At 47.3% G+C, this 24,860-nt stretch carries 18 protein-coding genes; 6 read left to right on the top strand and 12 right to left on the bottom strand.

The window, feature by feature from the left end; genetic code table 11:
- Positions 1–496 precede the first annotated feature (496 nt).
- From LL912_RS26165 to LL912_RS03280, 3 genes are all read right to left on the bottom strand, one after another.
- Positions 497–682 carry a transposase gene (locus tag LL912_RS26165; protein WP_406603599.1) on the bottom strand — a complete coding sequence of 62 codons (186 nt, stop codon included), beginning with the start codon at positions 680–682 and terminating at the stop codon, positions 497–499.
- 40 nt (positions 683–722) lie between these two features.
- On the bottom strand, positions 723–1,097 hold the full coding sequence (locus tag LL912_RS03285) for a hypothetical protein (RefSeq protein WP_235552130.1): 375 nt from the start codon (positions 1,095–1,097) through the stop codon (positions 723–725).
- 270 nt (positions 1,098–1,367) lie between these two features.
- Positions 1,368–2,444 carry a Gfo/Idh/MocA family oxidoreductase gene (locus tag LL912_RS03280; protein ID WP_235552129.1) on the bottom strand — a complete coding sequence of 359 codons (1,077 nt, stop codon included), beginning with the start codon at positions 2,442–2,444 and terminating at the stop codon, positions 1,368–1,370.
- A gap of 590 nt (positions 2,445–3,034) precedes the next feature.
- Here LL912_RS03280 and amaB point away from each other — a divergent pair.
- The 4 genes from amaB (at position 3,035) to LL912_RS03260 (ending at position 8,691) form a co-directional block, all read left to right on the top strand.
- A complete protein-coding gene (gene amaB, locus LL912_RS03275; protein ID WP_235552128.1) occupies positions 3,035–4,561 on the top strand; it encodes an L-piperidine-6-carboxylate dehydrogenase in 1,527 nt (508 codons plus the stop codon).
- A gap of 166 nt (positions 4,562–4,727) precedes the next feature.
- On the top strand, positions 4,728–6,380 hold the full coding sequence (locus LL912_RS03270; protein ID WP_235552127.1) for a S8 family peptidase: 1,653 nt from the start codon (positions 4,728–4,730) through the stop codon (positions 6,378–6,380).
- 146 nt (positions 6,381–6,526) lie between these two features.
- Positions 6,527–8,068, top strand: a complete 1,542-nt coding sequence (lepB, locus tag LL912_RS03265) for a signal peptidase I (RefSeq protein ID WP_235552126.1) — start codon at positions 6,527–6,529, stop codon at positions 8,066–8,068.
- Between the two features lie 86 nt (positions 8,069–8,154).
- On the top strand, positions 8,155–8,691 hold the full coding sequence (locus LL912_RS03260; RefSeq protein WP_235552125.1) for a GNAT family N-acetyltransferase: 537 nt from the start codon (positions 8,155–8,157) through the stop codon (positions 8,689–8,691).
- Between the two features lie 364 nt (positions 8,692–9,055).
- Here LL912_RS03260 and LL912_RS03255 read toward each other — a convergent pair whose 3' ends face one another.
- The 9 genes from LL912_RS03255 to LL912_RS03215 all read right to left on the bottom strand — a co-directional run bounded on the left by LL912_RS03255 (position 9,056) and on the right by LL912_RS03215 (position 21,073).
- On the bottom strand, positions 9,056–10,783 hold the full coding sequence (locus LL912_RS03255; protein ID WP_235552124.1) for a DUF4091 domain-containing protein: 1,728 nt from the start codon (positions 10,781–10,783) through the stop codon (positions 9,056–9,058).
- A 122-nt stretch (positions 10,784–10,905) separates the two neighbouring features.
- Entirely contained in the window at positions 10,906–12,579 is a 1,674-nt protein-coding gene (locus tag LL912_RS03250; protein ID WP_235552123.1) for an arylsulfatase, read from the bottom strand.
- Between the two features lie 137 nt (positions 12,580–12,716).
- Entirely contained in the window at positions 12,717–13,181 is a 465-nt protein-coding gene (locus tag LL912_RS03245) for a lipocalin/fatty acid-binding family protein (protein ID WP_235552122.1), read from the bottom strand.
- A gap of 212 nt (positions 13,182–13,393) precedes the next feature.
- Positions 13,394–14,371, bottom strand: a complete 978-nt coding sequence (locus LL912_RS03240; RefSeq protein ID WP_235552121.1) for a DUF4973 domain-containing protein — start codon at positions 14,369–14,371, stop codon at positions 13,394–13,396.
- A gap of 113 nt (positions 14,372–14,484) precedes the next feature.
- The gene (locus LL912_RS03235) at positions 14,485–16,533 is read right to left on the bottom strand and encodes a RagB/SusD family nutrient uptake outer membrane protein (protein WP_235552120.1); all 2,049 of its coding nucleotides are present in this window, start codon (positions 16,531–16,533) and stop codon (positions 14,485–14,487) included.
- 16 nt (positions 16,534–16,549) lie between these two features.
- Entirely contained in the window at positions 16,550–18,751 is a 2,202-nt protein-coding gene (locus LL912_RS03230; protein WP_255785548.1) for a SusC/RagA family TonB-linked outer membrane protein, read from the bottom strand.
- A gap of 163 nt (positions 18,752–18,914) precedes the next feature.
- On the bottom strand, positions 18,915–19,169 hold the full coding sequence (locus LL912_RS03225; protein WP_235552548.1) for a TonB-dependent receptor plug domain-containing protein: 255 nt from the start codon (positions 19,167–19,169) through the stop codon (positions 18,915–18,917).
- The gene (locus LL912_RS03220) at positions 19,076–19,645 is read right to left on the bottom strand and encodes a carboxypeptidase-like regulatory domain-containing protein (RefSeq protein ID WP_235552118.1); all 570 of its coding nucleotides are present in this window, start codon (positions 19,643–19,645) and stop codon (positions 19,076–19,078) included. The genes LL912_RS03225 and LL912_RS03220 overlap by 94 nt, the downstream gene beginning before the upstream one ends.
- A gap of 12 nt (positions 19,646–19,657) precedes the next feature.
- Positions 19,658–21,073: an IPT/TIG domain-containing protein gene (locus LL912_RS03215; protein ID WP_235552117.1), complete on the bottom strand. Its 1,416-nt coding sequence runs from the start codon at positions 21,071–21,073 to the stop codon at positions 19,658–19,660.
- A 638-nt stretch (positions 21,074–21,711) separates the two neighbouring features.
- On the opposite strand from LL912_RS03215, the gene LL912_RS03210 reads away from it, so the two are divergent.
- The gene (locus LL912_RS03210) at positions 21,712–21,888 is read left to right on the top strand and encodes a two-component regulator propeller domain-containing protein (RefSeq protein ID WP_235552116.1); all 177 of its coding nucleotides are present in this window, start codon (positions 21,712–21,714) and stop codon (positions 21,886–21,888) included.
- Entirely contained in the window at positions 21,864–24,857 is a 2,994-nt protein-coding gene (locus LL912_RS03205; RefSeq protein WP_235552115.1) for a two-component regulator propeller domain-containing protein, read from the top strand. The genes LL912_RS03210 and LL912_RS03205 overlap by 25 nt, the downstream gene beginning before the upstream one ends.
- Positions 24,858–24,860: the final 3 nt, after the last annotated feature.

Below are 24,860 nucleotides of genomic sequence, written 5' to 3'. Positions count from 1 at the left end.
AGAAGCGGTCTTCTATGTTGAAAACCAAGTATCGAGTGTTAAAATTTCAATACTGCATCAGCTTTTAGCTGGTGCAGTTCTTTTTCAGGCCCTATAAAAACAATCTTTTCTTAGCAGACATTGTTACACAAGCTGCAATTTCATGTATTATTTTTTACAGGTTGCCAAATGCAAACTCAAAAGAGTGATCTTGTTTACAAGCCACAGACAGCCTCCTGCATTTAATGGCAGACCTGAGTTTTTATAAGCCATAAAATATATCCTAACCCTATAAAACTAAAAAATAAAAAGCTTCTTATCCAACGATTCCCGTTACATATTCTTTTTGATTTACAAGAACATACCTGATCCGGTTTAGTAACTTCCGGGCAACTTTAATAATGGCTTTATTCCCGTTCATTCCGGGCAGCAGCTGTTTGTAATATAATAACAACGCCGGATCCTTTCTGATGGCCATCCAGGAGCACTCTGTCAAAATGGTCTTAATAAAAGCGTTTCATCTTCTGCTTATACCTCCGATTCTTTCCGTTGCTCCGCTATTATGAGTAATGGGCGTTAATCCGCAATGGCTGCATAAATGATCAATGTTCTTAAAACGTGTTATAGCTCCCAACTCTGTTAATAATACGATTGCCGAAGTTAACCTTATATCCTGGACAATTTTGGATCGGGTTCTGACCATTAAACGGTCAGCTTCCTGATCCTGTGTTGAAATGTGCACCTCATTCAAATCCCCCATTTTTTAACCCTTTAACTATTTTACGGCTATCCACTTTGTCCGTCTTACGCTTATTCTCCTTATCGCTGGCAGGTACATCTGCTGGATGTATCACTTTACAGCAGATCCCTTTGCGTTGAAAGGCTCGTTGTATCCAAAACCCACAAAAACCTGCTTCATAGGCCAGGTGATAGTTGGCTCCTGGATAATTACTCATTAAAAACTTTTCAAGTTGATCCGCACCCGGTTGCTGACTAAATGTCTTCAATTCAAACGCATCACTATAAATACTAACCATCCAGCTTTTGTGATGCGTATCAATTTCTACATAAATGTTTTGACCGGTAAAATCTTTACCTTTAGTTGACTTTGTAATCATGACTTTGAGTTTTTGTAATTAAATTTACTCTATACTCGAGTCATGATTTTTTCAAACATACGAACTCAAAAGTCCAGAACCGTCATTTCGATCCCGCCCTTGCGGGACGAAGCGGTCCCGATTGCTATCGGGAGGAGCAATCTCGTTAACTGAAATATATATTGAAGATTTCTCGGCTTCACGGCGTTACGCTCGAAATGACGAACTTTTGAGACGGCCTCTTTTTTATGTGCATACGGACAGGTAAAAGACAGCCAACACTATTTTCGTTTAAAGCAACACTGCCTGCCCGGTTTTTACCGATTCATCGCATGCAAATGCGATCCGCAAACTGTTTACCGCATCGTTCATATGGTCGGTAAGATCTGCATCTTTAACGATTGCATCATAAAAATACCGTTGCTGCCGGTTGCACAATTCCTGGTGATCGGGCTCATCCTGCATATCGATCCATTCATCCTTTTTTGTAAACCGGTCGTCGGCATCAATATCGGCGTGATGCCATAAGATCGATTCTGTTTTGGTATGCGCATCAATATTGGAAGAAGCCCCCGCTCCGCCTGCATTTTTTGCAACAATCGAAACCGAACCCTTCGGCCCGATTACATCCTTCACAAAAAAAGCCGTTTCGCTGATCATGGGCCCCCATCCTGCTTCATACCAGCCTACGGAGCCATCTTCAAAACGGAGCTGCAGCTGGCCGTAGTTATAATTATCTTCCGGAACGGAATCGGAAAGACGCGCGCCAATGGCGGTTACCTGCACCGGTTTGGAGCGGACCATCTGGCACATCACATCAATATAATGCACGCCACAATCTACGATGGGGCTCATGTTGGAAAGGAATTTCTTATGCACCTGCCAGGCATGCCCGCTGCTTTGCTGGTTCAGGTTCATCCGCATCACCAGCGGCCGGCCCAAACCTGAGGCCAGTTCAATAAATTTTTTCCAGGAAGGATGATGCCGCAGGATGTAACCGATCACCAGTTTCCGCTGGTATTTTTTGGCCGCATCTACCACCCGTTCGGCGCCGGCAACGGAATCGGCCAGCGGCTTTTCGATGAATACATGGGCGCCCGCTTCCAGGGCTTTGATGGCGTATGCTTCATGGGTATCCTGATAAGTGGCAATACAGACCGCGTCTGGCTTTGTTTCTGCAAGCGCTTCATAGTAATCGGAATAAAGCGGATAATGCCCTCCCAGCTTTTCATTCAGTTCCCGGTTGCTATGGCCCCGGGATACCAGTCCGCAGATCTCAAATGCATCCATCTGGTGGTAGGCGGCTGCATGCGAACTGCCCATATTTCCGCAGCCCGCCACTAATATCCGTATACGTTTTTCACTCATATCGATCCCTTGCTTTTATATTTGGTAAATACTTCAAACTTACATGAAATCAGCGGGAATTTAAAGAAGTGCTTCGGTGTAACCGCGAGGAATGCTCCCTGGCGATCCTAAGCTTGTGCACATCGCAGTTGCGTTTTAAATGCAACGGAGGCTAAGCGTCCGCAAAGCGATTTGACAGCAACTTTTTTGTGCCCTTTACGGATGCCTTGCGTTGCGGTTAAAGTTTGAACGCAAAAGCGCCAGGGTTCCGCAAGGTTCACAAGGGGCATAAGATTTACACAGGTTTTCGTTGCATCCATTGCAGGTGCTTTGAGACCATTGCGATTAGCTATTTAAAACGCAACGGAGGCTAAGGATCCGCAAAGTTGGCAAAGCGATTTAATAACAACTGCCCTTGCAGAATATCTTCCGCATATCGCCGTTAAGTTTTAATCGTAAGGTTTTTCGCAGCGTTGGCAAAGTGTTTGGCGCATTGACCTACCAATTCCCTGGCGATCCTCGCGTCTTCGCAGTAGAAATTTAACCGCGAAGCGCAATAGGGCCCTGCCCTCCGTTTATTTTTCGTAAATTCCCGGATCAAAATCACAACTATGGATTTTTTAAAAACACTGGGCATTGAAAAAAGCAACCCGGGCACCAGCACGGGCCGTGCATGGCTGGGGCCGCTCTCCGACGATATCGCCTCTTACTCTCCCGTAGATGGTCTGCTTATCGGTTCTACAGCCGCCACCCCGGAGGGTACCTATAACGAAGTTGTTGCAAAGGCACAGCTGGCCTTTAAAGAATGGCGTAGCTGGCCGGCACCCAGGCGGGGCGAAGTAGTACGGCAGGTCGGCGATGCCCTGCGGACATCCAAAGATGCGCTTGGCAGACTGGTATCCTATGAAATGGGAAAAAGCCTGCAGGAAGGCTGGGGCGAGGTACAGGAAATGATCGATATCTGCGATTTTGCGGTGGGGCTCAGCCGGCAGCTTTATGGGCTCACTATGCACAGCGAACGCCCCGGTCACCGCATGTATGAGCAATACCATCCCCTGGGAGTTGTGGGTATTATTTCTGCATTCAATTTCCCCGTTGCCGTTTGGAGCTGGAACGCCATGCTGGCCTGGGTTTGTGGCAATACCTGTATATGGAAGCCGTCGGAAAAAACCCCGCTCTGCGCCATCGCCTGCCAACAAATTATTGCTAAAGTATTCGAAGTCAACAATGTACCAGAGGGAGTCTGCAATTTAATTTCCGGGGAAAGAGCCGCAGGCGAATGGCTGGCCGGAGATACCCGGGTGGCCCTTGTTTCCGCAACCGGCTCTACCCGTATGGGCAGGTCCGTGGCAGCAACGGTAGCCGGGCGCCTGGGGCGCTCCCTGCTCGAACTCGGCGGCAACAATGCCATCATCATCTCGAAGGACGCTGACCTCAATATCGCTATAACGGGGGCCTTGTTTGGTGCAGTTGGTACTGCCGGGCAGCGCTGCACCACTACCCGCCGCCTGATTATTCATACTTCCGTTTATGAAACCGTAAAGGAGAAATTAAAGCAGGCTTATGGCCAGCTTAGGATTGGGGACCCGCTGGATCCCGCCAACCACGTGGGGCCGCTCATCGACCAGGCTGCCGTACAAGCTTATCTGCAGGCCATAGAAAGGTGCCGGCAGGAAGGAGGACAGTTTCTGGTGGAAGGCGGGGTTCTGGAGGGAAACGGCTACAGCAGCGGCTGCTATGTAAAACCCTGTGTAGCAGAGGTTGAATCTGGCTTTTCTATAGTAAAAGAAGAGACCTTTGCGCCCATTTTGTACCTGTTAAAATATGACGGTCTGGAGGAAGCAATTGCACTTCAGAATGCCGTTCCGCAAGGACTTTCATCCGCTATCATGACCTTAAACCTAAGGGAAGCCGAACAATTTCTTTCTGCCGCGGGAAGCGATTGTGGCATCGCCAATGTAAATATCGGCACTTCCGGTGCCGAGATCGGCGGGGCTTTTGGTGGCGAAAAAGAAACCGGAGGCGGAAGAGAAAGCGGCAGCGATGCCTGGAAAAATTACATGCGGCGGCAAACCAATACCATTAACTACAGTACTGCCCTGCCACTGGCCCAGGGCATCCGGTTTGACCTTAACTGATAAATATTACTTAAAGAACATTAAAAGTGCAACGGTTCAAAACCGGGCCGCATCGTAAATAACAGTAGCGGACCCTGCCTTTAAGGAGACCTCTTTTAAGATAATCTTTAAAGGAGATCCGTTAAATTTGCAGCTTTTGCATTACGAAACACAATTTAGACCATACATGATGAAATTGTTGAAAAAAGCCGGATTGGCCCTGTTGGGTAGTTCATTGCTGATGACAGGTTATGCCCAATCCGATGTTCCGAAAGGATGGCATCTCAAAGATCTGAAAACAGACGGCTATTACGGCATCAGCCTGGACAAGGCCTATGATTTCCTGAAATCAAAGCACAAAAAAAGCACACCCGTGGTTGCCGGTATCATAGATTCCGGCATCGACACCACCCATGAGGATCTTCGCTCCGTTTTGTGGATCAATAAAGGCGAAATTGCCGGCAATGGGATTGACGATGATAAAAACGGTTATATTGATGATGTACATGGCTGGAATTTTATTGGCAGCCGCGACGGGAAAGCAAATGTGACTAAAGATTCCTATGAAGCCGCAAGGGTTTACTGGGGATTAAAGAACAAATACGATGGCAAGACGGCCGACCAGGTTCCCGCCGCCGAACAGGAAGCTTACAAAACCTGGGTGCGCGCCAAGAACGATGTTTTTAAACCCGATGAGAGCGGCTCGGATGACCTGTTCCTGGAAAGAGCGCTCAAAATGATGAAGATCGGCGATGAGATCATCCGCATCGATCTGAAAAAAGAAAAATATACGGTAAAAGACCTATCGGGCTACCGGGCCACCACCGTTAATGCCAACCAGTTTAAAGCCTTCCTGACCGCTTTTAGCAAGGATAATAACAGCGACGATCTGACTAACAAAGACCTGATTGAAGTAGTGGAGCGGGACGTGGAAAAAATGAACAACAAAAAGCAGGCACCTGAAGCCTATCGCGATGAGGTGGTAAAAGACAACTATAACGATATCAAAGACCGGTTCTATGGTAATAACAATCTTACCGTAGATGAGGAATCGGCCATGCACGGCACTCATGTTGCCGGCATCGTAGGCGCGGCAAGGATGAATAACCTGGGAATGGACGGTGTGGCCGATAACGTACAGATCATGGCGGTACGGGCCGTACCCAATGGTGATGAGCATGACAAAGACATAGCCCTGGCCATCCGTTACGCTGTTGACAATGGCGCCCGCGTCATCAACATGAGTTTTGGGAAAGGCTTCTCCCCCGAAAAAAAATGGGTGGATGATGCGGTCAGATATGCCGTTGATAAAGGCGTGCTGCTGATCCATGCTGCAGGGAACGACAAGCAGAATAATGATACCACCTTCAACTTCCCCTCAGCTTATTACCTGGATAAAAGCAGGCCCTCCACCTGGATTACGGTGGGTGCCAGCGGGCCGGATGCCAAAAGCGGCCTGGTGGCTAATTTCTCCAATTACGGAAAAAAAGAAGTAGACGTTTTTGCGCCCGGTGTACAGATCTACTCCACCCTGCCGGGCGGCAATACGTATGGCAATCAGCAGGGCACCAGTATGGCGGCCCCGGTAGTTACCGGCCTGGCGGCGCTGATCATGAGCTATTACCCGGACCTTACGGCCCTGCAGGTAAAAGAGATCATTGAAAAATCTGTAGTAAAACCTGCCGAGAAAGTTACCAATCCCGAAACCGGCACAGTGGTTTCCCTCGCCGATCTTTCTACAACCGGCGGTATCGTAAACGCCTACGAGGCGGTTAAGCTCGCCGACACTTATCAAAAGGGAGGTACATCCCAAAAGCCGGCAGTTAAGAAGCGCAAATAAAGATTTTTGCTATAGCAAGAGGCTGTTTCCATATATTTGGGGGCAGCCTCTTTTATTAGAAGCCGTTAAATTGTTAATTATGTAGGGTAAAAGGGAACAATCTGCCCCCTTTACAATAAATTTGTTGATTAAAATAGTTTGAATCGATGCCACTGCACCATTTAATTGTTGTCTATCTGATCAGTATCCTCCTGGTATTTCTTCCTTCATTCGGCCTGGCTCCTTTGTTTAAAAAAGCAGGACAGGCATCCTGGAAAGCCTATATTCCCTTTTATAACACCTGGGTGATGCAGGAAATTACGGGGCGGCCGAAACATTGGGTGTTCTGGCAGTTCATCCCGGTAGTGGGATGGTTCATCACCCCGGGTATCTTCATCGAATTTGCAAAAGTATTTTGCCGGTTCTCGTTCGCCGATCATTTTTTTGCGGCTTTATTTGCTCCTTTTTATTTTCCCTGGCTCGCGCGTAATAAGGACGCCCGTTTTATTAAGGCCGAAGGTGTGAAGCACCACCAGAAACCGGCCTGGAGAGAATGGGTGGATGCGGCCATCTTTGCCGTTGTTGCCGCTACCCTTATCCGGATCTTTATCTTTGAGGCCTATGTAATTCCTTCCAGCTCCATGGAGAAAACACTGCTGATTAACGATTATCTTTTTGTAAGTAAATTCAGCTACGGACCGCGGATCCCCAATACTCCGCTCTCCGTGCCGTTTGTACATAACTACCTGCCGGGAAGCAGCGCCAAATCGTATACTACGTTAATCCAGTTACCCTATATCCGCTGGTTTGCGTCGCCGGTAAAAAGGAACGACTGCGTGGTATTTAATTTTCCCGAAGGAGATACCGTCATCAATAAAGAAGGATACCAGTCTTTTCAGCCTTATTATTCACTGGTGCGGGCCTATGGGCGCGACCAGGTACTGAACAATCCTGAATTTCAGCCCCTGGCCGTGCACCCGGTTGATAAAACCGATAACTATATTAAACGCTGTATCGGAGTTGCCGGCGATTCGCTGAAGATCGTGGATGGTATTGTGTACATCAATAACGAACCGGGCTATGTGCCCCCCACCTCTGCCACTTTCTATTCCTTCCGGACCAAGAATAATGCGCCTATTGATGCCGATTTTCTGCGTGAGTCCGGCATCCGGCTGAATATGGAAGGCTCCGGCCCGGATTTTGGCATGATGAGCGGGGGCAACTACAGCATCAATCTTACCCTTCCGGAACTGGATATTCTGAGAAAACTTTCCGTGATAGACCCCAATAGTATTGTTAAAGATATTTTCCCTGCCAACTATACGGAGCAAGGTACATTTCCCTTTGACACCGTGCATTTCAAATGGAACCGGGATAATTTCGGAACCATCTGGATCCCCAAAAAGGGCGCGACGATTACCCTTACACCGGAAAATATTGCTCTATACCGCAGGGCCATACAGGTATATGAAAAAAACAACCTGGTTGAAAATCCCAATGGCAGTTTTGTAATAAACGGCGTGGCCACCAACAAATACACGTTTAAAATGGACTATTACTGGATGATGGGCGATAACCGACATAAATCGCAGGACAGCCGCTACTGGGGCTTTGTGCCCGAAGATCATGTGGTAGGAAAGGCGGCCATGATCTGGTTCAGTTATGAGAACGGCCCCCGTTGGAAACGGTTCTTTAAGATCATTAAGTAAAACAATTTAAATAAAGCCGTCTTTAAAGGCGCATCTCCGGATGGGCGTTTGAAGACGGCTTTATCGTTGACATCAACACCTGTGTAATGAAACAAATAACAATCGAAAGAGCAGCTCCCGGCGACGTGCCCCGGCTGCAACGGATCGGCCGGGAAACATTTGCTGAAACATTTGCCGCATCGAATACAGAAGAAAACATGCGGAAATACCTGGAAGAAGGATTTTCAGCAGCAAAACTTACCGGCGAACTGGAAAACAGCCACTGCGAATTTTATTTTGCCCTGCTGGATCAACAGGTGATTGGCTATTTAAAATTAAATACCGGCAGCGCTCAAACCGAAATAAAAGATAACAAATCGCTTGAAATCGAACGGATCTATGTGCTCCAGGCTTTCCTTGGTAAAAAAGTAGGTCAGCTGCTTTATGACAAAGCCCTCCAGGTGGCCAAAGATAAAGGCCTGGAATACCTTTGGCTGGGGGTTTGGGAGGAGAACCGGCGCGCCATCCGCTTTTATGAGAAGAACGGATTTGTGGCCTTCGATAAACATATTTTCAGGCTGGGGAACGAAGAGCAGACGGATATTATGATGAAGAAGATGTTGTCTGGTAATTTGAAAATGTGAAAATGTGGAAATATGGGAATGAAGATACCGCTCCTATTCCATGATCTGTGCTCCGTTTAATATCTGCAGGAGTAGAAAAAAGTGAGTAGTAAGCAGCGAGTATAAAAAACGAGCCAAGCTGGAACTACCCTTCGGGAATGTAAAATAACCAATAAGAAATATTAAATATAAAAGTAAAGATGCCGTTACTGCTTCATGCTCTATCTGCGATCGATATTTTATAGACGCCAGGCCCCAGATATTAGACGATAGACATCTGGTGCCTGGTATCAAATATCTAACGTCTAATATCTATCATCTCGCAACAAGCATAAATACGGAGCCAACCTTAAACCTTGAACGTTAAACCAGAAACAGTTCTCTGCTAATTAATCAACGGCTTTACTTTTAAAACCATATCTGCTGCAGATTGGTGTGCCAGGTTTGAAATTTCGAATGTTGCCAGCGCTGCTTCCAGTTGTTGCAGCCTGGCAGTATTACCGCTCTCCTGGTATTGCTTTTTCAGGATGCGGATCTTTTCAAAATCCTGAACCCCTTCGATCATTTTTTCAAAACGGATGGAAGTTGCGGGTCCGGGGTATACCTGGTAGGTATCTCCTGCAGGCCAGGTTCGGAAACGGCTGTCGTTTACCGGGTCTGCTACCCAGCTGTTATAAGCCCAGCGCAGGTAGCCCTCCATATTTTTTGCCGCTGTATACCAGCCTACCCATACATGTTCCGCCGGCGGCGAAAACGTAAACCCGTTGGGATATTTTTCGGTGCAGCAGGTATACCAGGTACTTAGTTGTCCGCGCTGTGTCCTTGCCGTCAGTACATCTGCGGGAAACTGGTGTGCAGAAGCAAGACAATAATCATCAATATCCTTTTCAATTTCGGCATGATAGTCCCCTGCCAGAGCAACCTTCCAGTCTTTATCAATACCCTTCAACAATTTGATCACGGCCTTCATCGCATCCATCGGGCGCTCATCCATGGCAATGGTGGTTTTACCAAACCAGCCCTTTGCCTTAAGATGGCGGGTAAAATCTTTCAACATCGGCGTCCAGAAGGCATTGTATTCCTCCGAGCCGATCTTTCCGGCAAATACAGTATCCCGTCCCAGGCTTTCATCGTAGTACTGGAAGGCCACTTTCCAGGGTACCATGCTGTAACAGTTGATGCGCTGGTTGATGCCGGTGCTCATTACAAATGTTACGTATTTATCAAAGAGACTGTAATCAAAGCTCCAGCTGCCATCTTTCTTTTTAGTCCATTGGATCAGGCTGGGATAGTCATCATAGGTTTGATGTCCCCAGGGCTCGTTCACAATACTGGCAGTGATGTATTTTTGCCCGGCTTTTGCCAGCATAGTGTAATACTTACGCATCAGTTCAAAATGCGCATCGCTCCATAAGGGCACGTTGTGTATCCGGGCCACGGCCGCCGGGTGCTGCCACAGATCCAGCCGGAACGCCCAGTCTGCAGCAGCAGGCAGGGTTCTATCCAGTACTTTTATCATCAGCTTTAACTGATATTCCTTATCCGCTTTTACGGTGATCAGACCTTCATAATTACCGGCCTTTGTACCGGCAGGTATATCCACACTTACCCAGATGGGTTGTACCTGGTTTTGCTTTACCGTGCCGCTGGTCTTTTCAAAATGAATGGCATCGGCCACCAGCGAAGAATCAAAATCCTCCGGTTTACGGTGCCCGCAGCCATTACGGAATTCATCCGTCATTACATAACCCATCAACCCGATCTGAACCTGGTCAGCGGGAATTACTGCACCATTTTTTGTTTTGAGCGCGCCCGCCGCCGCTGTTACCGGAACTTCTTTTGCAGACCATACGCCCAACTGTGTATGCACCCGCTCTCCTTTCCAGGCCACTAATGTTTCCATACTTTTGGGAGTCCCTTCCGGCACCCGATCTTGCGGGTATCGTTTATTACTATTGAGAAACCCGACACGGGTGCCTCCTTTCAGGACCTGCCAACCCGTGTTCTTTTCCGTGGTGGTCGTTGGAGGAGCTTTCTGCAGGGCAAGGCTGACATCCTGTGCCGATAACATACTAAAAGTGCTTAGCAAGACTGTTGTTAGAAGATAACGCATGACAATGAATTGAGTAGGAGGCAAAATACATCATTCTCCTCTTAAATCCAATGGTAGTGGAAACGATTGCGCACGTAAAAACCAAGGCTCCTGCAACTATTGCATCCGTTGAAAGCCGCTGTTTACTTCTTTTTAGGAAAGACATGGTTTTGCTGAGCCCATTGCTCCCAAAGTGCGCTCAGGCGTTGCACCTGCTCCGGAAAGCGGGCAGACAGGTCATGCAGTTCTGTGGCATCGTGTTGCAGATCAAAAAGCTGCCAGGGCTTGCCCGGTGCTGCAACCAGTTTCCGGTTGCCATCCCGCACGTAACGGGCACCAAAATGCTCATTAAAAAGGATACGCGATGCGGGGGCCGCCTTCTGGTTGAATGAAGGCACGAGGCTCATGCCCTGCATGGGTTTTATGACATGCCCGTTATACTGCGCCGGGTAACGGGCATATGCCAGCTCCAGGAAGGTGGCCATAAAATCGATCACGTGCCCGGTGGTGCGCTCAATGCGGCCTTTGCCCGTAATTCCCTTAGGCCAGCTGGCGATCACGGGGGTGCGCACTCCGCCTTCAAATGAAGATGCTTTTGCAAAACGGTAGGGCGTATTGGCTACATTGGCCCAGGCGGCTCCGATAGAAGTAAAGCTCGTTTGTGGTCCGGGCAGCACCTCCTTATTCACCGGGTAGCAGATGCGTTCGCCTTTGCGGGTAGTACCGGGGCGGTCAAAACCCGGACCGTAGGCCATTGCATTCTCCGGGCTGGCACCGTTATCACTCAGGAAAATAATCAACGTATTTTCCAGTTGCCCCTCCTGCTTCAATGCCGTAATAATGCGTCCGATGCCCTGGTCCATCCGGTCTACCATCGCTGCATGCACCGCCATGGCACGGGCCTCCCAGTCCTTATGCGGGTTATCGTTCCAGTCCGGAGTGCCGGCTTCGCGCGGTGAAAGTTTGGTAATAAAAGTGTCAATTAATCCCAGCGCCGCCATTTTATGATAACGCTGTTTCCGGATGGCGTCCCAACCAGCCGTATAGGTGTTTTCATAGTTATGGATGTCTTCCGGCAGGGCCTGCAACGGCCAGTGCGGTGCGGTATGCGCCACGTATAGAAAAAACGGGGCTTTTTCCCGGCTCAATAAACGGATGTATTGAGCGGCAGTATCGTTAATGGCATCCGTATGATAATAATGATCCGGCACCCGGGTTACCGGCGTGGTGCCGCTTACCAGACTGAAGGGATCAAAATAATCCACCACTCCCCAGATGTTTCCGAAATACCGCTCAAACCCGCGGTTGACGGGATATTGTTCCACCGGTGAAAAATAAGGATGGATATCCTGGTGATTGAGCCAGCGGAGCTGGGCTTCGGCAGTGGGCTGTTCCAGTGTATTGCTTACATGCCACTTGCCAACCATAGCCGTATGATAACCGGCCGCCTTCAATACTTCTGCGAGCGTTACGGTACCGACCGCCAGCGCCCCCTGGTACCCGGGCAGCCCGCGGTTGGTAGTCATTTCGCCGATACCGGCATTGTGATTGTACATACCGGTAAGCAGGGCCGCCCTTGTAGGACAGCAGCGCGAAGTATTGTAAAAACTGGCATACCGGATGCCGTTTGCCGCCAGCCGGTCCAGGTTAGGCGTTGCAATTTCGCCGCCATAACAACCCAGGTCCGAATAGCCCAGGTCATCAGCCAGGATCAGTACGATATTGGGTCGTTTGGATTGTGCAGCTCCGGGAAAACACAGTCCCAAACAGAGGATCACTAAAAAGATTATCCGCAGGCAGGCCACCGTTCTTTTCATTTTTTGATTACATAATAAGAGGACACCGTACCGGTTCTTACCCGTATGGTGTGACAACAAGGTAAAGCACAAATGTACAAACGAAGCGTATCCCTTTCTTTTCAGGAAACAAGAAAAGAGAAAGACAATATTCCACGCTATTCAAAAAGCAAGCCTCTGACAGGCAGGCCACCTTTATTTTGTATCACCTGCATAAGGGATCCGCGCCCATATTTCCTCACTATACGCACGGGCCTGCCAAACCTCGAACTCAATTTTCCGGGTGTTAAAAATTTATACCCGGTAATACCCGGCTTGGGATTATTAAAATAGATCGATTTTGTAAATGATTCTTCAAATGTTGAGTCCGTCAACAACCGGTAAGTGCCATAAGAGGTAATCACTGTTCCCTTTCCGGTAACCTGGAACAACTGCATAGTACCATCATTGGTAAACAATTTGTATTGCCCGGGACTTACGGGTGTAAAATCAGATTGCCCCGGCACTTTTCGCTCTTTTAATTCCCAAACGCCCCAAAACTGCGCGGTTGATTTTTCCTGGCCGAGCACCCGCAAAAAATAAAATACCGCCAACAATAAAGCAATCGTTCTATATTTTTTCATATCACTGTTTTCGTAAAATCATGCATTGTGACGGCCTGCTTTCCCAGCTTTGTGCAGCCCCTCAACCTCCTAATGATATCGGGAATGCTGTTAAACGGTTCGGTCTGCAGACGTAAACAATACATATAATCTTTCAAAACGCTTTTAAAACTTAATCAGGTATCAAACCGAATATCAATATCCACCTGCAGGTTCACTTCCGGTAGTAGCGTTTACCACTGGATGGCCTGATCTTCGTCCGGTATCTGTGTATTGATCTTTCTTTCCATAATCAGCGATCCGCGAACCGTGTAATCGATGGACGCATTGGCTGCAGATGTATAATCGGTAAAATTGTAATCAATATTATTGATGGTCACATACCGGTGAACCAGGTAGGGCTGAAGCTCATCTTTAACATCTTCAACCGTATAATAAATTTTTTGATTTACATTTAACTTCATCGAAGGGTTATCAGAACGAAGCGTAACTTCCTTGGTCTGATCATCAAAATGGGCGTATACTTTATAATATCTTCTGTCGGTTTTGTTTTCGTCTACAGTGCCGGCGTAGAAAAATACTGAATTTTCATCAACAACATAAGCTTCTATTTCGCTCTTCACGATTGCTGATCCGTTTTCCTCTCCTTTCAAATAAATTTTGAGGGCCGTACCGCTATACACCCCCGAATAATCATTAAAAGGAACGATCCTCAATAATGCCTTCGAGTAATTCCTTCTCGGGTTGGGTGTGTAACCATCCGAAGGCTGAATGGTCAGCGGGAGAATCCATTTGTTTACCAGATCAATATTTTTAAGAGAGAACCCGATGTTTATCGTGTTGGTATTGGCCTCTTTTGGTATGGACACGGTACCAGGAATCGTAAAATACTGACTTGTCAGCTCTTTGTAATAGAGATCTGTTCGGTTTTGAAAATTCGCATTATTGAAGGCGATCAGGGTATCGGAATCTACCCCGATATGTACCAGTAAATCATTGTCGTTGTTCGTTGAACCACTAACGATTACCGGCAATTGATAATTAACAGCGCCGTCCGGCTTGTAGCGGATATGAATGGGCGTAACATCATCGCCATTAATGGGAGCTTTAAAAGAAACATAATGTTTAAATTGTTCGGAAACCCAATCCTTGTTACAGGCTATGCTTCCCAAAAGAAACAGGACAGACAGGAATGCAGCGATCTTTTTCATTCGTAACTATTTTATTGATTTTGGCCGAATGGAACTTATCCGGTATAAAGTTTTCATTCCTTTTGTAATAAAATGAAATTTTATAATGAACGGTTCATTCATAGCTGTTTTAATTATTTATAAGTTTGCCAGCCCGGGTTTTGCGTTAAACGGGCATCACGCCTCAGTTCATCGATGGCAATTGGCCAGAAATACATTTTAGAGGCAAAGGTGCTTTGGAGTGCAAAAGCAGCCACCGGCTGATGAAATAAATCTCTTTGAGTTGCGGTCATCAGTGTATTGTAGCCATATATAGGAACGGTTAGCTCAATAGCTGCGTCTTCCCATCTGCGCAAGTCATAATACCGTTGCTGCTCACCCATCAATTCAATCTGCCGCTCACGCTTTATCGCCGTGCGTAGTTGAGCGCTGCTTGAATAGATGGCACCGGGATAATCGGGCAACCCGGCCCTGATCCTGACCGGCCTGATGCCTTTGCGCATTTCATCTACATCCCTGGCAATGGTATAAACCGTCGAACTATCCCAGCTGGGTATCGAATAGGAACCGTTCAATTCGTTTAAAGATTCGGCGTAGGCCAGTAATATATCGGCATAGCGAATGGCCGGCTCATACTTTGGCACCACTTTACCCAAATTTCCATTTTCATAGGTATCCTGCGGATTTACATATTTCATTACCCCGATACCAGTCCTCAGCCAAAACATGGTATTGGTATAGCCATTACCGGATCCACGATAATAAAAAACCTGCTTTTCCCTGTTATTGACCTGCGACTCATTGGTAAGATGCCATACACTGCCGTTATAGGCTACCGAAGCATAAAACCTCGGTTCCCTGTTCGCAAATTGTAAGGACACGCCGGAGGCCAGGGGTTTATATCTCCCATCTGCAACATCCTGATCGGTTACAAAACCTCCTACCCGCTGGCTGCCATCCCCGCTGCCATACTCCATACCCTTCCCCGGCACATCGGCACCATCGTTCATATAATAAGCATCGCATTGTTTTAATGTTAATCCATGTGTGTTCCAACCGGAGGCTATACGTGGTAACTGGTGCACTACCATTACGTTGATCCCCTCGGAGGATTGATTCTGCCCGCGTGTAAAGATCAGCTCCGGGTTTGAAGAGGCCGGCACTTCGCCATCAAAAAGAGCGCGATAAGAATCAAACGGATCGATATCAGCCCATCCCTCCGGCCATGGCTTTTCCGAATACGCTGCGTTATAGGGAGGTGCTATGGTGGCAGGATGGGTTATGGTGCCCGACGACTTATAGGGCGAAACAAACAGAGAATAAACACCCAGCTGCATCACATCTTTTGCCGCAGCGGCTGCCCGCGCCCATTTTTGCTCATCATAAGTAAGTGAAAGCAGCGGCGTTCCTTTATCATCTACCAATTGTGCTTTATAGTCCATACTCAGCTTACCTCCATTCATCAAGGGGCTTGCCGCATATAGAAATACTTTGGCACGGGTTGCCAATGCGGCGCCCCTGGTTGGCCGGGCAATGGCCAATTGACCACGGTTTTGCGGCAGATCCCTGGCGGCAAGCACCATTTCTTTGCCAATATATTCAGCGCATTGTTCATAGGAATTCCTGGGCAACGCTAAATCGGCATAACTGTCCGTATAATCCACGCCCTCATCAGGAAGAATGGGAACAGGGCCGTACTTCCTGAGTAAAATCCAGTAACAATAAGCGCGTAAGAACCGGGCCTGCGCTTTGTAATCCGCTTTTCTGGCCGCGTCTATTACAGTAGACCGGTCAATATTTTGTATAAATATAGAAGCGCTCCTGATTCCCTGGAAGCATTTGGCCCAGGACTGAACATCGCCCTCATGATAATTGCCAAGACTAAATTTATTATAATTCAAAGAGTTGGCATTCTGCGGGTCATACGCTCCATCCCTGTCGCCGTAATACATATCATCGCCAAAGTTGAATGGCTCGTAGCCTTTACTGGCCACATCGGCATTAATCTCGGTAATATAGGAGTAGGAGTTTGCCAGCCATTCTTCAATATATTTTTCATTATTAAATGATTTATCTAAAGTCATCCGATCCTTAAAATACTGATCGGTATTTAAATATTTTTTACAGGAAATCAACAGCGTCACCACCGCAGCAAAAACGGATATGGTTGTTATTTTTTTCATCAAAATACGTTTTATATTATAAACCGATTGTTAGTCCAACAGTAACCGACTTGGGTAAAGGATAGGTTTCGCCTCTTGGATCTGCTGTTTCCGGATCCCATAATTTGAAAGGCGCCCAGGTTAATAAATTCGTACCCAAACAATACACACGCAAACTGCTCATATGAATCCGGTTGAGCATTTGTTTAGGCAGCGAATAGCCAATATCCACATTTTTAATCCTTAAATAGGCCCCGTTACGCAGCCAATAAGTGGAATTGCGATAGTTATTGCCATTTCCGTTATAACTTAACCTTGGATAGGATGCGTTGGGGTTTTCGGTTGCCGGATCTCCGGAAATAGCTGCCGATATCCACCGGTCTTCAACCATACCTTTCAGGATGTTGCCCCATTCGCCTTCACTGAATGCATACACGGTTTTTCCATAGATAAAGAAACTGGATTGTCCCGCACCCTGAAACCGTACACCCACATCTAACCCTTTCCAGCTTGCGGAAGCAGCCATGCCATATATTAAATTCGGGGTGCTGGTTGAGCCTATGGCAACGATATCATCATCATTGATGACGCCATCCCCGTTTACATCTTTATATTTAATGTCGCCGGGCTGATAAACACCATACGTTTGTGTAGGGCTGTTTCTGATGTCCTCATAATCTTTAAACAGTCCTAATGCAATTAACCCTCGCGTTTGATTCACACGGTATCCTTTTTGCATCTGGTAGGGATATACACTTTGCTGCTCGTCCCGATCCAATATTTCATTTTTGCTGTACGTTACATTACCACGCAGGGTTACAGTTACCTTATTAAAATTATGCTTCACGGTAACATTCCCGTCAACACCCATGGAACGCACAGCGCCCACATTTGCACTTGGCACACTGGTAAGACCAACATAACCAGGCAGGAAGTTCCGTTGCATATAAATGCCCGTACGCTCATCCTTAAAGGCATCAACGGTCATAGAAAATTGATCATTCCAAAGCGATAAATCCAGACCAACGTCTTGTTTGGTCGCCACTTCCCAGGTCACATACGGCGACGCCACCTGGGTAAACCCTAAGCCTCCGTAGTTCTTATTGTTGCCATATTCGGCCCATTCATATCCGCCCAGCCCTTCTGCAATCGTATATAAATACGGGAACCGGTTATTCCCCAGGTTATCGTTACCTGCCTTACCATAAGAATAACGGAGCTTAAAGAAATTGATCCATTTTAAGTGATCTTTAATAAAGCGTTCTTCGGCAATATTCCATGCCACTGAACCCGCGGGAAAGAAACCAAACTGGTGCCCGGGACTAAAATTCTCCGATCCGGTATAGCCGAAATTAAAATTTGCATAGTATTTATTTCTCCAGTTGTAGGATACCTGGCCTGCAACGCCCTGGTTTCTCTTGGCAATCCCGTTTTTAATATCCGTTCCCAGGTTTTGTGTGAAGGTATTGGCTTCCTGTGTATATCGCAGGTCCACCCCTATATTATGGTCATTCTTTATAGTGCGCCCATAAGTGAGCAACGCAATGAGGAATTCCCTGCGGCTGCCATTAGAGCTGCTTGACTGTTGCAGTTCGCTTGGGCCAGACATGTTGGTAAAAACCAGGTTACCCGCAGCATCTCTATACCGCTCTGCCCTCCATTGCTCCGGCCATTTGCGGCGTTCGATCGTGCTGGAATTATAAGTATCGTAGCCAAAACTACCTTCAAATTTCAACCCTTTTGTTATAAAGTTCAGGTCCTGGTTCACCGTTAGATTTGTTTGAATGTTATTTTCCCAGGTTTCATTATAACCTGTTTGGGTGGCCGCTACCCAGGGATTGGTTTTATTGCCGGTACCCACAGCCGGTACATATCCGTTGGAGTAATAGATGGGCGTGCGAACGGCGGTATAGCCGAACAGCTCTCCCCACACATCCGCATCCCCCAAACCGGGGCTGTTCCTTTTTCTCAGGGAGCCCGATACACCCAGTTTCAAGATTGTCGTTCTGGTAACATTCACATCGGTATTGAGCCTGTATGTCCATTTTTTAAAATCAGCATTCGTGTTATAATCCTTTCTTATCGCATCGTCTGTTTTATACATACCCTTCTCATCCAGGTAGGCACCGGACACAAAATACCGGGCCGTAGTACCGCCTCCGCTCAGGTTAAGATTCGCGTTATAGGTCATCGCTCCGTCTTTTAATAACTGACGCGACCAATCCACATTCGGATACAATCCGGATCCAGGCCTAAACGTAATAACTCCAGCTCAACAGGGCTATATATGGGTGCACGATTCCGGGTTATCTGCGCTTCGTTAATTAAATGGGCGTAGGTGTTTCCGTCCACAAATTCAGGAGTGATGGTACGGGTGTTATAAGAGGATTCGACTTTGGCGTTTATATTGGTTTTACCATGATCCCATGCTTTGTGGTAATCAAAACCACCCCATTGGCTCCTTTAGACCCATACATTGCGGTAGCAGAAGCATCTTTGAGTATAGAAATGGATTTAATATCATCAATGTTTACTTCATTAATGTCTCTCTCAAATCCATCGATCAGCACCAGGGCGTTATTGTTGGCTCCAAATGTAGAGATGCCCCGGATCCAGAAATTCGAGATATCTTTCCCGGGCTGCCCGGAAGTTTGCATCGCCATAATGCCGGTACATTGCCCGCCAGTGAATTTACGATGCTGGCGCTTGGGGCCGATTTCCGGATGGCGTCCATATCCACCGTGGTAATGGCGCCGGTAACATTGATTTTTTTCTCAAGGCGGGTACCGGTAACCACGATCTCGTCCATAACGCTGGCGCTCGACTTTTGCATCAAAACATTCACGTTATCCTGATCGGTTATCTGTACTTCCACCGTGTCGTAGCCCACATACGAGAACAATAATTTATGGTAGGCTTCCACTTTAATGGTGAATAAACCTTCTTTTGTTGAAAACGTACCCAACCCGGCCGAGTTAATGACCGAAACGCTTACTCCCGACAAAGGCGCCCCACTTTCCCTGTCGCTTATCTTCCCATGAATCGTCATCCGTTCATTTTGGGAAAAGGCCGTCATCACGGTAAAAAACAGCAGGAAAAAAACAGTAATTTTTTTTATCAGCGATTTCTTCATAGCAATCATCTTTTAGTTTTCTAATGAAATTTTCCGGATACAACGATTCATCCAATCGCCCACATAGAACACATGGTTTACCGAGTCATAGGCCAACCCTTCCGGCCGGTCAAACCGGGCTTCTGTGCGAAGCCCGCCATCAATATGGCCAAACGGATCAGGATTAATACTGGAACTGCCCCTTCCTGCAAAAGTGGTCACTTTTCCCTGAGGCGTGAGGATACGGATATCATGATTGTATTGCTCGGTGAAATAAAAATCATACTCATCTTTTTTTCCCGCGTAGTCCGGATTTTTAACAAATACGCCCTGATAAGGATTGGATAACCTGGCTGTTGTGCCTACCCCATCAACCCACCCCGCCGAACGCGGCTTCCCGCACACTACATAGGGCTGCGTAAAGGTTTTGTTATTCCAGTCATAATCGGTTCTTAATATATATTGCTGGTTGATGACGATGATATACGCATAGTCTCCGGTTGGCGCAATGTTAATATTAAACTCCCAGCTATTGTCCTGAATCTTAAACAGCTCCTGGTAATCTTTAATACCCAGGTCATGATTTGCCAAATACCGGTTCAGGTCAAACCGGTAAAACTGTCCTTTTTCATAGCTGTTAAAATACAGTTCGCCGTTTACAGGATGTATAGAGGCCCCGTTACATTGCTTGTAGGAAGTGAGCACCTGCGGGTCTTTAAAGCCAGTTGCCCGGGATAAGATGGAGGTGCTCTTGCCATTCACATCGCCCTGGTCATTGGCAATAATCATATAATTCTTATCCGGCGTAAAAGCAATTGTCCGGATGCGCTCCCAACCACCCATGCCTCGCGTGATCGGGGTAGTCACTGTTTTACTGTTAAAGTTCAGCAGTCTTATATCTCCTCCGTCCTGTCCTATATATAGCAGGTTGGGATCTTTTGGATCGAAGGTGAGCCATGAAGGATTTAAAAAGCCTCCACAATCATCAAAAGTGCCGTCTTTTATATCGTAATTGCCCCTTTCATCTTTCTTACCGGCCAGGGTAGTTACCACCATTCTTTTTTGGTAACTGAACGCTTCTTTTGCCACAGCCACCGCCTGCCCGGTACCCGTTCCTACGCTTACCTGTATCTCACCCGTATACGCCTTATCCGGAACAATACAATAAATGGCATCATCGTGCACATTAATGGTGGTTGCATTTCTGCCACCTATTTTGACAGAGACGATGGACTTGTTGTTCCCAAAATTTTTCCCGTAAATAACGAGCTGCTGGCCGCTGCCCCCTGTTTTGGGAAAGAAATCTGTTACAAGCACCTCTTCTGCCGGGTTATAAGGCGTTCCGCCTGTGGTATCAACCATACCTTTTTTCTTGCAGGCAACCGCCATCGCCATTACCGCCAGCAGGCCAAACAGCCATTTGAATAATAAGGAACCAGATCTTTTCATTTGTATGTATTTTATTTTTAGCATTATTTACAAGCCAAACCACGGGCCGGGCTGCGGAGTGTTGGACGGATCACCACTATTTATGATGGGCCTGCCGGTAACGCATTCCCGGGCCAGGCCGTCTGCGGGACTACAGCGAAAATTCCAGGCTGGCCGGTTTTAAGCGTCTGTTATTTTTCCCGTACGGGCAGTAAGGGAATGCTTCCAAACAGCAATCGCAGGTTCTGACTTAATCATATCATTCAACATATTTATTGTACTGAATCCCGGAACAAAATATCACCCCGAAATGCGCTCATGACCAGGCTGCAGCCTTTTAAACGGAAATAACACTATGGAACAAACGTGCAGTATAAGCAGTATCGCCACAATCCCTAAAGGAGTGATCCCTTTCATATGCAAGAAATTCAGTTTATTTAATCATCGGCAACCGGAGGTCAAAATTAACCGGCCGCTAAAAATACCTTCCTTCATTTCTGATCAAAAACATTTCAAATCGTCTCATTTTTTAATATTTACGCAGATCTTATTAATTTACGCCGCTTCCTGTAATGAGCAACGCTGCTACCGGGCTTCAGAGGTACCGGTAGTTGGTCATTGCAGAAAGCGGTTGCATTCATTTTTCAATCTTTTTTTTGATGAACCTGCTACGTATTATCGGATGGTGCTTGCTTACATTGACGGCCGTATGCGGGCGTGGCCAATCCATCTATTTCCGGCACTATGAGGTGGAGCAGGGGCTTTCCCATAACTCGGTGATTGCCGCATTGCAGGACAGAAAAGGCTTTATGTGGTTTGGCACCCGGATGGACTGAACCGGTTCGACGGATACGCGTTTAAGATCTACCGCAGCGGAGGCACCCATTCATTAAGCAGTAACGCGATCTTTTACCTGCACGAAGACAAAGCTGGAACACTTTGGGTGGGTACTGAAAAAGGCATCTATTCTTTTAACGCCAGTGGTGAAAACTTCGAAAAGCTTCCAGGCTCTTCCGGCAAAACGATACGGGCCATCCAGGATGATGGCAGCGGACGGCTTTGGTTTGCAGAAGACACCGGGCTTTATCAATACCACTTTGCTACAAAGAAGGTTACAGCAACCGGCAGGGGAATCATCAAAAACAGTTCTTCCATTCTCTGCGACCGCAATGGAACAGTGTGGGTGGGCTATGGCGAGGGACGGCTGGCGCGTTATCATGCAACGACGGATCGCTTTGAAATACTGCCTCCCATCCCCGGGGCCGGGCATAACAACTCTATTGAAAAAATTTATGAAGGCAGTGATGGCATCCTGCTGGTCGGAACTTCGCGGGAAGGGTTAAAACGGTTTGACCCCGCTACCGGCACCTGGGCGGCAAGCCGGCTGACAACTTTTAACGGGAAAAAATTATTTGTACGGGGCATTCTTCAAACCGGGGACAGCGAATACTGGGTTGCTACGGAGTCCGGCCTTTTTATATACAACAGCCGGTACGACACGGCGCGGCATATCCAGAAGATTGCGCACCATCCGTATGCGCTTTCCGACAACGCCGTTTATTCCCTGTGCAAGGATACCGAAGGCGGTATTTGGGCCGGCACCTATTTTGGAGGTATCAACTATCATCCGAATGCAGCCCTTCATTTTGAAAAAGATTTTCCTTCGCCAGGCAAACACCGGATCGCGGGTAATGTGATCCGGGAAATCACTGAAGATCGCAATGGCAACCTATGGATCGGCACTGAGGATAAAGGACTGATCAAACTTAACGGGCATACCCGGCAGTTTGAAAACTTTATTGAAAAGAAGATGCAGCCGGCCATCGCCTCCACAAATATTCACGGATTACTGGCAGACGGGCGCTATCTGTATATCGGCACTTTTGAACACGGGCTTTACATCATGGACCTGGAGCGGGAACAAATACGGGCGCATTTTGAAACAGATGGTACGGGTAAAGGCATCGGCAGCAATTACATCAATATCATCTACAAAACAAAGGCCGGGCATATCATTATCTGTACGGCCAACGGGCTGTTCCGGTATGATACCCGTACGCAGCAGTTCCTTCCCTTCAACCGCATTCCGACCCAGGCTTTTTATTCCGCGATCATGGAAGACCATCAGCACCATTTATGGCTGGGCACGCATCATGAAGGTGTGTTTTACCTCAATAGCCGTCAACAACCGGTGCGGCTTTCACTGACAACCGGGGGAAAAGACCTCCTGAAAGAAAGCCGCATCCTCAACCTTTATGAAGATCACCGGCAGCAACTATGGATCTGTACCGAAAATGGGCTATACTGTATTGACCTGCTCCGGAAAACCTTCCGTTTATTCAATACCAGTACGGGTTTACCGGGCAATATGGTATATGCGATCCTGGAAGACCGGGGGCATCATATCTGGGCCAGTACCTCAATGGGGCTGGTGCGCATCAATGGCAGAACGGGGGCTATTAAGGTCTTCAAAAAGACCGACGGACTGGTGAGCGAACAGTTCAACCACCGTTCTGCCTATAAAGACAGCAGTGGTATGTTCTATTTTGGCAGTGTAAAGGGATTGATCCAATTTAATCCCAACCAGTACAACACGAATCACCATATTCCCACTATCTATTTTACAAAACTGCAGCTTTTCAATAAGAACGTAGAGCCCGGGGCTCCCGGCTCCCCGCTCCGTACTTCTATTTTAAATACGCGCGATATTGTCCTGGATTATAACCAGGCCACTTTCAGTTTTGATTTTGCAGCGCTCAGCTATACTTCCCCGGATAACCTGCAGTACGCCTACAAACTGGAAGGGCTGGATAAGAACTGGAACATAATTGGTACAGAGCGAAGGATTCACTTTAATAACCTGGCTCCGGGCAAATACCTGCTTAAAGTACGTTCCACCAACAGCAGCGGACTGTGGGTATCCAATGAAAAATCCATCGGGCTGCAGATCCGGCCGCCTTTCTGGAAATCGCGGACAGCCTACACACTCTATGTGATCGTTACCATATTATTACTCTTCAGTATACTGAAACTGCTGCACCGGCGGCAGGAAGAAAAGCAGCGGCGGCAAATGCAGCTCTTTTCCCTGAATAAGGAAAGAGAGCTCAACCAGGCCAAAGTAGATTTTTTTACAACCGTTGCGCATGAGATCCGCACGCCGCTTACACTGATAAAAGCACCTATGGATAAGCTATTGAAAATGGCAGGAAAAATGCCGGAGGCCGAACGCGAATTATCCGTAATGAACCGCAATACCGAACGCCTGCTGACGCTTACCAACCAACTCCTGAATTTCCGGCGGGTTGAGTCGGGAAATTATGACCTCCACCTGGCTACAATTAATATTGCAGAGCTAACAGCAACGATCTGGGAAAGCTTTGGACCGGCCGCCGAAAAAAAGGGCATGGTCTGCCAGTTTCATACCACCGAAGCAGTGCTTCCTTTATACGCCGATGAAGATGCTTGCACGAAAATCATCAGCAACTTACTGGATAACGCTATCAAGTACGGACAGCAGTTGGTGCGTTGTGAGGTGTCTGTTGCAACCTCCGCAACCTTAAAGAACGTGATCATTACGGTATCCAACGATGGCAGCCTGATTCCGGAAGACATCCGCGGCAAGATCTTTACCCCGTTCTTTCGGTCAAAAGAAGGTGGCCCGCAACCAGGTGCCGGGATCGGCTTGTCCCTGGCCCGCTCACTGGCGGCACTGCACCAGGGAACATTGGAATACAGGGCAGAAAATGATCTGAACAGCTTTATACTAACACTGCCGGCTGCCGCCGGCGCAGATACAGGTACATAAACA

The sequence above is a fragment of the Niabella agricola genome (assembly GCF_021538615.1).
GTDB classification, from domain to species: Bacteria; Bacteroidota; Bacteroidia; order Chitinophagales; family Chitinophagaceae; genus Niabella; species Niabella agricola.
This window is presented reverse-complemented; position numbering and strand designations above follow the sequence as displayed.